At 71.0% G+C, this 11,805-nt stretch carries 11 protein-coding genes; 5 read left to right on the top strand and 6 right to left on the bottom strand.

The features are described from left to right. The first annotated feature begins 79 nt into the window (after positions 1–79). From IFT79_RS00760 to IFT79_RS00770, 3 genes are all read left to right on the top strand, one after another. Positions 80–262 (top strand): hypothetical protein, encoded by a 183-nt coding sequence (locus IFT79_RS00760; RefSeq protein WP_056048330.1) that lies wholly within the window; start codon positions 80–82, stop codon positions 260–262. Between the two features lie 106 nt (positions 263–368). Next, positions 369–998, top strand: a complete 630-nt coding sequence (locus tag IFT79_RS00765) for a vitamin K epoxide reductase family protein (protein WP_233568524.1) — start codon at positions 369–371, stop codon at positions 996–998. 127 nt (positions 999–1,125) lie between these two features. Next, positions 1,126–2,049 (top strand): DsbA family protein, encoded by a 924-nt coding sequence (locus IFT79_RS00770; RefSeq protein ID WP_192122666.1) that lies wholly within the window; start codon positions 1,126–1,128, stop codon positions 2,047–2,049. A gap of 93 nt (positions 2,050–2,142) precedes the next feature. On the opposite strand, the gene ndk is transcribed toward IFT79_RS00770, so the two are convergent. The 4 genes from ndk to ileS all read right to left on the bottom strand — a co-directional run bounded on the left by ndk (position 2,143) and on the right by ileS (position 7,770). Beyond that, positions 2,143–2,559, bottom strand: coding sequence for a nucleoside-diphosphate kinase (gene ndk / locus IFT79_RS00775; RefSeq protein ID WP_056048334.1), 417 nt, complete (start codon positions 2,557–2,559; stop codon positions 2,143–2,145). 89 nt (positions 2,560–2,648) lie between these two features. Beyond that, positions 2,649–3,077, bottom strand: a complete 429-nt coding sequence (locus IFT79_RS00780; RefSeq protein WP_056048336.1) for a DUF4233 domain-containing protein — start codon at positions 3,075–3,077, stop codon at positions 2,649–2,651. Continuing rightward, the gene (locus IFT79_RS00785) at positions 3,074–4,480 is read right to left on the bottom strand and encodes a bifunctional folylpolyglutamate synthase/dihydrofolate synthase (RefSeq protein ID WP_192122667.1); all 1,407 of its coding nucleotides are present in this window, start codon (positions 4,478–4,480) and stop codon (positions 3,074–3,076) included. Before IFT79_RS00785 ends, IFT79_RS00780 begins: the two co-directional genes overlap by 4 nt. Next, on the bottom strand, positions 4,477–7,770 hold the full coding sequence (ileS, locus tag IFT79_RS00790) for an isoleucine--tRNA ligase (RefSeq protein WP_192122668.1): 3,294 nt from the start codon (positions 7,768–7,770) through the stop codon (positions 4,477–4,479). Before ileS ends, IFT79_RS00785 begins: the two co-directional genes overlap by 4 nt. A 326-nt stretch (positions 7,771–8,096) precedes the next feature. On the opposite strand from ileS, the gene IFT79_RS00795 reads away from it, so the two are divergent. After that, positions 8,097–9,077 carry a cation diffusion facilitator family transporter gene (locus tag IFT79_RS00795; protein ID WP_159826911.1) on the top strand — a complete coding sequence of 327 codons (981 nt, stop codon included), beginning with the start codon at positions 8,097–8,099 and terminating at the stop codon, positions 9,075–9,077. Positions 9,078–9,092: 15 nt separating this feature from the next. On the opposite strand, the gene IFT79_RS00800 is transcribed toward IFT79_RS00795, so the two are convergent. Beyond that, positions 9,093–10,349 (bottom strand): LAETG motif-containing sortase-dependent surface protein, encoded by a 1,257-nt coding sequence (locus tag IFT79_RS00800; RefSeq protein WP_192122669.1) that lies wholly within the window; start codon positions 10,347–10,349, stop codon positions 9,093–9,095. A 285-nt stretch (positions 10,350–10,634) separates the two neighbouring features. Here IFT79_RS00800 and IFT79_RS00805 point away from each other — a divergent pair, with 285 nt between their 5' ends. Next, positions 10,635–11,144, top strand: a complete 510-nt coding sequence (locus IFT79_RS00805; protein WP_056048350.1) for a GtrA family protein — start codon at positions 10,635–10,637, stop codon at positions 11,142–11,144. Here IFT79_RS00805 and IFT79_RS00810 read toward each other — a convergent pair. After that, positions 11,141–11,773 carry a TetR/AcrR family transcriptional regulator gene (locus IFT79_RS00810; protein WP_173152503.1) on the bottom strand — a complete coding sequence of 211 codons (633 nt, stop codon included), beginning with the start codon at positions 11,771–11,773 and terminating at the stop codon, positions 11,141–11,143. The genes IFT79_RS00805 and IFT79_RS00810 overlap by 4 nt on opposite strands. Positions 11,774–11,805 lie beyond the last annotated feature (32 nt).

Consider the following 11,805-nt stretch of genomic DNA (forward strand, 5'->3'; position numbering starts at 1 on the left):
GGTGACGTGGCACCTGCCCCTGACCACCGCGCCCTCTCACGGCGCGCCTTGTCGGACACGCCACGTTCGGTCACCCGGGGTGTCGACCGACCTGCGGTCGTCGCCCTCGATGTCGTTCGTCGACGTGCTGTTCTTCGTGTCGCCTTGCTGGTTCGGAACTGGCCATCCGACGATGAGCGCCTGCGCTCTGGCCCGGATTCCGCTCGACCTGGTCGACCACGCGATCTCTCGCGTGACGACGACGGCCGGCACTGCCCGGTAAGCCTGGATCTCGGGGCCTGGGCCCCACGACTGGCTCGATTATCGCACGCCCACGCCGGTCCGGGGTCAAAGCGGACGCCCCGACGGCCCGTGCGATACTGCTGGACGTGACCGTCGAGACGCCTCGGGCCGTGACCCTGCCCACCGGCCGCACCCCGTTCGTCGCGGCCGTGCTGCTCGTCGTCGCCGGTCTCGGCGGACTCGTGGGGGCCTTCGCCCTGACCCTCGACAAGTTCCGACTGCTCGAGAACCCGGGCGCGGCGCTCGGCTGCGACGTCAACCCGTTCGTGGGCTGCTCACCCGTCATCAACAGCTGGCAGGCCTCGCTCTTCGGCTTCCCCAACCCGATCCTCGGCCTGATCGGCTTCGCGGCCCCCGTGGCGGTGGGCCTGGGCCTGCTCGCCGGTGCGCGCTTCGCCCGGTGGTTCTGGCTGGCCTTCAACCTCGGGCTGCTGCTCGCCTGGATCTTCATCACCTGGCTCTTCACCCAGACCGTGTTCGTCATCGGCGCGCTCTGCCCGTGGTGCATGCTCGTCTGGCTCTTCACCATCCCGCTGTTCTGGGTCTTCACGGTGTGGGGCGCGGCTCGCGGCGTCACCGTCCCCGACGGGCCGCTCCGACGTGCGGCGGCACGCTTCCTCCCCTACTCGTGGGTGCTGCCGGTGCTCAACTACATCGTCGTCGCCACGACCATCGTCGTCGTGTTCCCGTTGCTGCTGCCGACGCTGTTCGGGTGAGCCGCACCTCCTTGCGTCCCCGGCTCGGGCCCACACGCTCCCTCGGTCGCACCCAGGTCGCTCCCAGCCGAATCAGGGTCGACCTCGCCAGTCTTGACCGACGACCCCCGAGCCACGACGAGGACTGATGACGCCACCCACCGACTCCCCCGCCAGCAAGAAAGAACGCCGAGAAGCAGCCCGCGAGAAGGCCCGCGTCACGCGCGAGGCCGAGGCCCGTCGTCGACGACGCAACAAGTGGCTCCTGCAGGGCGGCCTGGTCGTGGGCATCGTGGCGGTGCTCGCGATCGTCGCGCTCGTCATCACGCAGTCGATCAAGCCAGCCGGTCCCGGCCCTGCGAACATGGCCAGTGACGGCCTGGTGCTCGAGGGCTCGAACGGGGCGGTCACCGCCGTGCCGAGTGGCGCCCTCGCCGCCGACGCGACCCCGACCCCGGCCCCCAGCGCCTCGGGCGACGTGCCGTCGATCGTGGTCTACCTCGACTACATGTGCCCGTTCTGCGGCCAGTTCGACACGACGAACGCCCAGCAGCTCGAGGAAGCCGTCTCGAGCGGTGCCGCGACCCTGGCGATCCACCCGATCGGGTTCCTCGACAACGCCTCGCAGGGCAGCCGGTACTCGACGCGGGCCGCCAACGCCTTCGCCTGCGTCGCGAACCACGAGCCCGACAAGGCGCTCGACGTCAACACCGCCCTGTTCGCGCAGCAACCCGAGGAGAACACCCGGGGCCTGACGAACGACGAGCTCGTCACCCTGGTGCAGGGTGCCGGGGCGACCGACGACCGGATCCCGTCGTGCATCACGGGAGGCGACTTCGAGGACTGGGTCGCCTCGGCCACCCAGCGGGCGTTGAACGACCCGATCCCGAACTCGTCGCTCGACAAGCTCGCGAGCACCCCGCTCGTCCTGGTGAACGGCCAGCAGTACCAGGGCTCGTTGACCGACGCGAGCACCTTCGCGCAGTTCGTCGCCGAGGTGCAGAACGGCGCCCCGACCGGTGACACGAGCACGGGCGACACCGAGGGCTCGACGGCGACGCCGACCCCCTGACGACGCGACCCGTCGACACGACCGAGCCCGCGCCTCCTGATGGACTCAGGAGGCGCGGGCTCGGTGGTCTCCGGCGTCACGCCGGTCGGCGGCTCAGAACCAGAGGGCCAGCTCGCGCGTGGCGCTCTCGGGGCTGTCGCTGCCGTGCACCAGGTTCTGCTGGACCTTCAGGCCCCAGTCGCGGCCGAGGTCGCCACGGATCGTTCCGGGGGCCGCGGTCGTCGGGTCGGTCGTGCCCGCGAGCGAGCGGAAGCCCGCGATGACGGCGTCGCCCGCGATGCGCAGCGCGACGGTCGGGCCGCTCTGCATGAACTCGACGAGGGGCTCGTAGAACGGCTTGCCCACGTGCTCCTCGTAGTGCTTCGCGAGCAGGTCGCGGTCGGCCTGCACGAGGCGGACGTCGACGAGCGAGTACCCCTTGGCCTCGATGCGGCGCAGGATCTCGCCGGTCAGGCCGCGGGCGACGCCGTCGGGCTTGACGAGGACGAGGGTTTCTTCGAGATCGGACATTGCTCCTCTTTCGGTGGGTGGCGGATGGCTCGGTGGGTGGCGGATGGCTCGCGGGCGGGCGCCCGGAGGACGGGTCGGTGGGTGTCGGCTCAGGCCACGTCACCGGGCGCGTCGCGCAGCCGGGCGGCGTTCATGCGGTCGAGCTGTGTGCCCTTGACGAGGCAGTAGGTCCAGATGGCCACGAACAGGGCGGCCACGACGAACATGACCGGATCGAGGAACCCACAGGCCACGAGACCCAGCTGGACGAGCCAGCCGAGGGCGACGCCCCACCGCCAGCGCAGGGTCTGCGAGATCAGCAGCGTCAGGACGATCGCGGCGAGGCCTCCGCCCCAGGCGACGCCGGCCGGCAGCAACTGCCGCCCGAAGACGACGAGGGTGACGAAGAACAGCGTCATGGCCTCGAGCACGAGGACGATCGAGAGCAGGCTCTCGGCCGCCCCGCGACGTCGACGGGGGCGCGGCGCGCGCCCGCCGGCTCCGGCTCCGGCTCCGGCGGGAGGCGGTGGCGTCGTCACGAGAGCCCCTCGGGCTGCTGAGAGAGGGCGATGACGTCGCCGACCAGCGTGATCGACCCCGTCACGACGACGCCGCCGGGCTCGTCGCCCTCGACCTCGTCGGCCAGGTCGCGCGCCGTGCGCAGGGCCGCCACGAGGTCGGTCTCGACGACGACGCGATCGGCACCCACGACGCCCACCGCGATGGCGGCGAGCTCGTCGGCGTCGATCGCCCGGTCGGACTTCGAGCTCGTCACGACGAACTGGGTGATCGTGGGCGCCAGGGCGCGGACGATGCCCGCGGCGTCCTTGTCGGCCAACACGCTGAGCACCGCGACGACGCCGCCGAACTGGAAGTAGTCGTCGAGGGCCTTGGCCAGGGCGCGGGCGCCGTGCGGGTTGTGCGCCGCGTCGACCAGGATCGTCGGCTCGTTGGCGACGATCTGCAGGCGACCGGGCGACGTCGCGCTCGCGAGTCCCTCGGCGAGCACCTCGTGGTCGAGCGGCTGCGACCCGCCGCCGAGGAAGGACTCGACGGCCGCGACCGCGACGGCGGCGTTCTGGGCCTGGTGGTCGCCGAACTGCGGCAGGAGCAGATCGTCGTACCGGCCCGCGAGCCCGAGGATCGTGACGACCTGGCCGCCGACGGCGACGGTGGTCGACTCGACGCCGAAGGCGGTGCCCTCGACCGCGAGCGACCCCTCGCTCAACTCGACGGCGCGTTCGAGTTCGACCAGGGCCTCGGGGGTCTGCGACGCCGAGACCACGGCGGCCGTGGGCTTGACGATCCCAGCCTTCGTGCGGGCGATCTCGGCCACGGTCGAGCCGAGACGGTTCTGGTGGTCGAGGGCGATGGGGGTGAAGACGGCGACCTGGCCGTCGGCCACGTTCGTGCTGTCCCATTCGCCCCCCATGCCGACCTCCAGCACGACCACGTCGGCGGGAGCGTCGGCGAAGCAGGCGAAGGCGAGCACCGTCAGGGCCTCGAAGAAGGTCAGGGTGGGCTCCCCCGACGCTTGAAGATCGGTGTCGACCATGGTCAGGTAGGGCTGGATGTCGTCCCAGTTGGCGACCAGGCGCTCGTCGCTGATCGGCTCGCCGTCGACCACGATGCGCTCGTTGAGGTGCACGAGGTGCGGGCTCGTCATGAGCCCGGTGCGCAGGCCGTGCGCCCGCAGGATGCTCTCGATCATCCGGCTGGTCGACGTCTTGCCGTTCGTGCCGGTGAGGTGGATCACCGGGTAGGCCCGCTGCGGGTCGCCCAACAGCTCGACGGCCCGCCGGGTCGGCTCGAGCCGCGGCTGCGGGGCCTGCTCGCCGATGCGTGCCAGCAGCTCGTCGTGGACGCGCTGCGCGCCGGCCGCGTACTCGCCTCCCTGCTCGTCGGCGGGATCGCCCTGACGGTCGTTCTTCTTCGGGGTCATGCGCGTCGTACCTCCACGACGACGGCCGAGCCGGAGCCCGATCCGACGACGGTCTTCTCGGGCCGCTCGCCGACGCCCTCCTGGACGTCGACGATCAGCTCGGTGGTCAGGGTCTCGCGGGAGATCAGCTCACGGTGGGCCTCGACGGCGGCCGCCGCGACGGCGTCGGTCGTGAGCGTCGTCACGATGCGGTCGGACACGTCGAGGTCGGCGGTCTTCCGGGCCTGCTGCACGGCACGCACGACGTCGCGGGCCAGGCCCTCGGCCTCGAGCTCGGGCGTGGTCGCGGTGTCGAGCAGCACGAAGCCGCCGTCGCCGACGAAGGCGAGAGCGCTCGACGCGTCGGCGACGGCCAGCTCGAGCGTGAACTCGCCGGGCAGCAACTCGACGCCACCGACGACGACGTTCTCGCCCGCGGGCTGCCAGTCGCCCCTCTTCGCCGCCGGGATGACCTGTTGCACCTGCTTGCCGATGCGCGGACCGGCCGCCCGGGCGTTGACGGTGAGCTTGCGGGTGACGCCGTATTCTCCGAGGCTCTCCTCGGTCAGGCGGGTCACGACGACCTGCTTGACGTTGAGCTCGTCGCGCACGATGTCGGCGAACGCCTCGAGGCCCGCGGGGTCGGGCGTGACGACGGTCAGACGGGCCAACGGCAGGCGGACGCGCAGCCCCTGGGCCTTGCGCAGCGCCAGGCCGCTCGACGCGACCGCGCGAACGGCGTCCATCGCGGCCACGAGGGCGTCGTCGGCCGGGAACGCCGAGGCGTCGGGCCAGTCGGTCAGGTGCACCGAGCGACCCCCGGTGAGTCCCTTGTAGATCTCGTCCGCGACCAGGGGCGCGAGCGGGGCCGCGACCCGGGTGAGGGTCTCGAGCACCGTGAAGAGGGTGTCGAAGGCGTCGACGTCGTCGCCCGACCAGAACCGGTCACGCGAGCGTCGGACGTACCAGTTGGTCAGGACGTCGGCGAAGTCGCGCAGCGTCGCGGTGGCCCGCGGCGTGTCGAGGGCGTCGAGGGCCGCCTCGACGTCCGTGACCAGGAGGCGCGTCTTCGCCAGCAGGTAGCGGTCGAGGACGTCGCCCGAGTCGGTTCGCCACTGCGCGTCGTAACCGGGGGCGGCGTGACGACCCGCGCCTCCGGACGCCGCGTTGGCGTAGAGCGAGAAGAAGTACCAGGTGCTCCAGAGCGGCAGCAGGAACTGCCGGACGCCCTCGCGGATGCCCTCCTCGGTGACGACGAGGTTGCCGCCGCGGATCACCGAACTCGACATGAGGAACCAGCGCATGGCGTCGGCCCCGTCGCGGTCGAAGACCTCGCTGACGTCGGGGTAGTTGCGCAGGCTCTTCGACATCTTCTGACCGTCGGAGCCGAGCACGATGCCGTGGCTGACCACGTTCGAGAAGGCCGGGCGGTCGAACAACGCGGTGGAGAGCGTGTGCAGCGTGTAGAACCAGCCACGGGTCTGGCCGATGTACTCGACGATGAAGTCGGCAGGGCTGTGCTCGTCGAACCACTGCTGGTTCTCGAACGGATAGTGCACCTGCGCGAACGGCATCGAGCCGCTGTCGAACCAGACGTCGAGGACGTCCTCGATGCGGCGCATCGTGCTCTGCCCGGTCGGGTCGTCGGGGTTCGGTCGGGTGAGCTCGTCGATGTAGGGGCGGTGCAGGTCGGGCTCGCCGTCGGCGTTGAGCGGCAGGCGGCCGAAGTCGGCCTCCATCTCGGCCAGCGAGCCGTAGACGTCGACGCGCGGGTAGGCGGGGTCGTCGCTCTTCCACACCGGGATCGGTGAACCCCAGTAGCGGTTGCGCGAGATCGACCAGTCGCGGGCGTTGCCGACCCACTTGCCGAACTGGCCGTCCTTGACGTTGTCGGGCACCCAGGTGATCTGCTGGTTCAGCTCGCCCATGCGGTCGCGGAACTCGGTGACGCGCACGAACCAGCTCGACACCGCCTTGTAGATCAGGGGGTTGCGGCAGCGCCAGCAGTGCGGGTAGCTGTGCTCGTAGCTGGCGAGGCGCACCAGGCGTCCGTCGGCGCGGAGGCGCTGCACCAACGGCTTGTTGGCCTCGAAGACCTGGAGGCCGGCGACGCCCAGCTCGTCGAACATCGGCAGGAAGCGCCCACCGTCGTCGACCGAGACGATCACGGGGATGCCCGCGGCGGCGCAGACCAGCTGGTCGTCCTCGCCGTAGGCCGGGGCCTGGTGCACGATGCCGGTGCCCTCGCCGGTGGCGACGTAGTCGGCGACCAGCACGCGCCAGGCGTTCTCGGTGCCCCAGGCCTCGGTGTCGGCGTAGACGTCCCAGATGCGGTCGTACTCGACGCCCTCGAGCTCGGCGCCGGTGAAGGTCGCGGTGACGGCGGCCTGGGCGGACTCGGCGGACTCGTAGCCCAGGTCGCGCGCGTAGGCGCCGAGCGTGTCGGCCGCGAGCAGGAACACGCTGCCGGTCAACAGCTCTTGGTCGCCGGTGCGCTCGCCCGGCAGGAGGGCGTGGGGCACGGTGACGTAGTCGATGGCCGGTCCCACGGCCAGCGCCATGTTGGTCGGGAGGGTCCACGGGGTGGTCGTCCAGGCCAGCGCCTCGACGCCGGTCAGGCCGAGCGCCTCGGCCTTGGCGCCGACGAGGGGGAAGGCGACGGTGACCGTCTGGTCCTGACGGTTCTTGTAGACGTCGTCGTCCATGCGCAGTTCGTGGTTGGACAAGGGGGTCTGGTCGTGCCAGCAATAGGGCAGCACACGGAAGCCCTCGTAGGCGAGTCCCTTGTCATGCAGCTGCTTGAAGGCCCAGACGACGCTCTCCATGTAGTCGACGTCGAGGGTCTTGTAGTCGTGGTCGAAGTCGACCCAGCGCGCCTGGCGGGTGACGTACCGCTGCCATTCGTCGGTGTACTGCAGCACCGATCGGCGGGCGGCGGCGTTGAACACGTCGATGCCCATGTCGTCGATCTCGTGCTTCTCGGTCAGCCCGAGCTGACGCATCGCCTCGAGCTCGGCGGGCAGGCCGTGGGTGTCCCAGCCGAAGCGGCGGTGCACCTGCTTGCCGCGCATGGTCTGGTACCGCGGGAAGACGTCCTTGGCGTAACCCGTCAGGAGGTGCCCGTAGTGCGGCAGGCCGTTGGCGAACGGCGGGCCGTCGTAGAAGACCCACTCGTCGCAGCCCTCGCGTGCACGGATCGACTCGGCGAAGGTGTCGTCGCGCTTCCAGAAGGCGAGGACGCCGGTCTCGATCTCGGGGAATCGCGGGGAGGCGGGGACGCCGGTGGCGTCGGAACCCTTGGGGTAGGTCATCGGTTCTCCAGGTCGTGCGGTGGGTCGCCCCCGCTGCGCTGGCCGAGGGACCTTCTGACCACGAGGACGCCGTCCGGGTGCCTGACCCGGGTGGCGCGGTACCACCCCGCTTGCCGCCGTCGTCGTCCTCTCGGACGGCGACCGCGACCGCTCTGCTGCGGCTGTGACGGGCCTGCCCCGCCCGGTTCTACCGACGACCACCGGGCCTGGGCCCGCCGCTCGCTTTCTTCCGGGTGCTCCCCGGTGATGGCCGGATCGATGCGTGCTCGATCCTACCGTCAGAGCCGAGGAGGCGCGAGGCCGTCCCGAGGAGCAGGATCGAGGCCATGTCCTCCACCCCGTCCGACCCCCCGGTCAAGCCCGAGAGCACGGTCACCGTGATCGTGGCGTTCGTCGCCAACCTGCTGATCGCCGTCGCCAAGACGGTCGCCGCCTTCCTCACCGGTTCCGCGTCGATGGTGGCGGAGTCCGCGCACTCGTGGGCGGACACGGGCAACGAGATCTTCCTCTTCGTCGCCGACAAACGGGGCGTCAAGCGACGGGACGACGCGCATCCCCTCGGCTACGGGAAGGAGACCTACGTCTGGTCGATGTTCGCCGCGTTCGGCCTGTTCACCGTCGGCGCCGTCGTGTCCATCCAGCACGGCATCTCCCAGCTGACCGCCGACGAGGAGGCCGAGAACTACCTGATCAACTACGTCGTGCTGGCCATCGCCTTCGTGCTCGAGGGCACGTCCTTCCTGCAGGCGTTCCGTCAGGCCCGCGGATCGGCGGCCGAACGGCAGGTGCCGACGCTGCGGCACGTGCTGCGCAGTTCGAACTCGACCCTGCGGGCGGTGTTCGCCGAGGACGCGGCGGCCCTGATCGGCCTGCTGATCGCCTTCCTCGGGATCTTCCTGCACCAGGTCACCGGCTCGGCGGTGTTCGACGCGATCGGGTCCATCGCCGTCGGCGTGCTCCTGGGGGTGGTCGCGTTGGTGCTGATCGACCGCAACCGGCGGTTCCTCGTCGGCGAGAGCCCCTCGGACGAGCTCGAGTCGACCGTGCTCGAACGTCTGCTCGCGCGCCCCGAGATCGAGCGGGTCACCTACCTGCACACCGAGTTCGTCGGTCCGGGTCGGCTCTACCTGGTCGCCGCCGTCGACATGACGGGCGACGACCGCGAAGAGCACGTCGCCGTCGCCCTGCGCCGCGTCGAGCGGCAGCTCGAGGACCACGACGCCGTCGAGGAGGCCGTGCTCACACTCTCGACGCCGGACGAGCCGAGCCTGACGCCACGGAGGGCGTCCGACCCGGCTCGTCACTGACGGCCGCGCGGCGGTTCAGCCCCGGGAGGCGCGGCGCCGCATGACGAGGACGGTCGCCGCCCCGAGCCCCACGAGGACCATGCCGGCGAGACCCGCCCATGGAGTCGTCTCGGATGAACCCGTGTAGGCGAGGTCGGAGCGGTGCGCCACGGGGACGACCCGTGCGGGCATCGGCACGGACGGTCGAGCCGCGGGGGGCACGGCGACGGGCACCACGACCGGCTCGGACGGAGCGGCGACGACGACCGGTGCGGCCAACGTGAAGTCGACGGTCACCGGTGCCGACAGCCGACTCCGCGGGGGCTGCTGGACTCCCCCGAGGCTCGGGTCGCCCGCGCCCGCGTACTGCTGGACCGTGGCACGCCACGAGCCGTACGGCAGGCCGTCGCCGATCGCCCACGTGCCGTCGGCACGCACGATCGGTGAGTCGTAGTCGCTGCCCCACCCGGTCTGCTCCGAGAGCGCCTCGTACGAGTAGTGCAGCCACGAGCCCGCTTGGCCGGTGCCCTCGAGCACGAACGAGCCGCCCCCCGGCCACGTGGTCGCGGGGGTTCGCAGCGTCTCCCCCTGTCGCGGCGACCCGATGGTGACGGCAGGAGAGGTCGGAACCTCCACCCGGAAGGACCGCGTCTCGGAACCGAGGACGAAACCGTCCGCGTTCGACACGACGACGGTCATCGACTGTTCGGGCGCTGCGTCCTGGGGCAGGTGCACGAACCGGACGGCCCGCGGACCGGCCACGTCCGCTTCGCCCCGGACCGACTGTCCCGCGGAGTCGAACACCTCGTACGAGAACCGGGCATCGGGTGCCTCGATCACGAGCTCGTAGCCCAGGGTCGCGTAGACCGCACCGTCCAGGGGGCTCGCGACCGTGAACCGTGCCGCCGGTGCAGCAGCACCCTCGGCCGCAGTGGGGGCCGCCGCGGACGGCTGCGCCGACGGGGCCGTCGCGCCGTCGTCGGTCACCCCGGAGCCGTCCCCCGACTCGTCCGACGGGCCGGTCGTGGCGTCGGCCCCGGTCCCGACGGCGGGCGCGGCCGGCTCCGCGTCGTCGTCGATCTCGGGCGTCGGCGTCACCGCCGGCGCGTCCTCGACGCCCTCGAGCACGGCCGGGCCCCCGACCTCGGGCTCGACCTCGGACGGCGCCGCCGTCGCCGTCCGATCCAGCGGCGCAGGCTCGGCAGAAGCCGCCTGTCCGTTCAGCGCGATGCCCCCCAGGGCGATGACGATGGCCGTCGACAGCACGGTGGCGGTCGACACGGTCTTCTTCATGAGTGGTGTCCTCTTCAGTGAGTCAGTGTGGACCGGTCGCCCTGACCCACCCCGGGGCGACCGGTCGCCGTCCCGGTGATCCGGTCCGACGAGCACGACGTTAGCCACCGGGGGCGACGGATCCTCACGCCGTGACCAGGCCGTGACGAGAAGTCATCCGCAAGGTTGAGCCGTCCTCAATCCTCCGGCGCCGAGCGGGCTCACCCTCTCGTTCGGGGGGTGATTTGTGACGCATCCCGTGGTCGCTTTCAGCCGATTCCGCGCGCCCTCGGCTACCGTGATGCAGTGCAAGCAGTCATCAAGCTCATCAGAGAGCACCCTTCCGCGGCGAGGTTCCTCGTCGTCGGGGGCATCGGCTTCGTGATCACCATGGTGATCAACTACGGGCTCAAGCTGTTCGTCATCCCTCAGCACCCCGTCACCGCCCTCGCGTTGGGCATCATCGTCGCGACGGTCTTCTCGTACTGGATGAACAAGAAGTGGTCGTTCGACGACCGAGGCGAGCGTCACACCGCCCACGAGATGTTGCTCTTCGTCATCGTCAGCGTCATCGGGGTCGGCCTCAACTCCGCGCCGCTCTACCTCTCGCGCTACGGATTCGGCCTCGAGGTGCCGAACGTCTCGCGCACCACGCAAGAGATCGCCGACTTCGTCAGCGGGCCGATCATCGGCACCATGCTCGCCATGGTGTTCCGGTACTGGGCGATGAACAAGTGGGTCTTCCCGAAGCGCGCCGAGCTCGTGGACGTCCTCTCGCCCACGTCCCCGTCGACGTCACCGACGCCGACGGTCTAGGCCGAGCGCGCCTCCCGGGCGTCGAGTCCGTCCGCGACGGGGCCCACGGCCGCCGCGACCACCGGCCCGAGGGGGCCGCGCGACACCCCGGCACGCGCCCAGTTCGCGATGGCGGCCGCCGCCGCCGCGATCAACGTCGAACCGATCACCTGTGCCGCGAGATCCGACCGATCCCGCCCCGACCGCTCGGCCACGTACGAGGCGACCGCCCCCTGCTGACGCACGAACCGGACCGCGGCCGAGGCGACGAGGTCGTCGCCGAGGGCCATCGCCTCGGACTGGGTCAGGGCCCAGGGCACGCGCTCGGGGTCGTGGGCCTCGGCGAGCGCGACGAGTGCGGCCTCGACCGCGCGGACCGGCGACAGCTCGGAGGAGGCGCGCAGCAGGTCGCCGAGATCGGCGAGGCTCTGGTCGAGGTCGAGCCAGAAGAGGTCGGACTTGGCCTCGAAGTAGTTGAAGAACGTGCCACGGCTGACGCCGGCCCGACGGGCGATGTCGTCGACGGTCGTCCCGGCGTAGCCGTTCTCGAGGAACAACTCGGCCGCGGCGTCCGCCAGCATCTCGGCGGACGAGCGGCGCGGTCGGCCGACCGGCCGCCGAGGGCGGGTGGCGTCTGGTCCATCTGACATGGCCACCATCATGCCGCTAGACTTGACGGCGC

Origin of the sequence: Frigoribacterium sp. CFBP 8759 (assembly GCF_014841655.1) — a bacterium.
In the GTDB taxonomy this organism is placed as follows: Bacteria; Actinomycetota; Actinomycetes; order Actinomycetales; family Microbacteriaceae; genus Frigoribacterium.

Bases quoted from the DNA above. Each gene is read 5' to 3' on its own strand.
- IFT79_RS00770 (WP_192122666.1), top strand. From the start codon at position 1,126: ATGACGCCACCCACCGACTCCCCCGCCAGCAAGAAAGAACGCCGAGAA.
- ndk (WP_056048334.1), bottom strand. From the start codon at position 2,559: ATGTCCGATCTCGAAGAAACCCTCGTCCTCGTCAAGCCCGACGGCGTC.
- IFT79_RS00785 (WP_192122667.1), bottom strand. From the start codon at position 4,480: ATGACCCCGAAGAAGAACGACCGTCAGGGCGATCCCGCCGACGAGCAG.
- ileS (WP_192122668.1), bottom strand. From the start codon at position 7,770: ATGACCTACCCCAAGGGTTCCGACGCCACCGGCGTCCCCGCCTCCCCG.
- IFT79_RS00795 (WP_159826911.1), top strand. From the start codon at position 8,097: ATGTCCTCCACCCCGTCCGACCCCCCGGTCAAGCCCGAGAGCACGGTC.
- IFT79_RS00800 (WP_192122669.1), bottom strand. From the start codon at position 10,349: ATGAAGAAGACCGTGTCGACCGCCACCGTGCTGTCGACGGCCATCGTC.
- IFT79_RS00810 (WP_173152503.1), bottom strand. From the start codon at position 11,773: ATGTCAGATGGACCAGACGCCACCCGCCCTCGGCGGCCGGTCGGCCGA.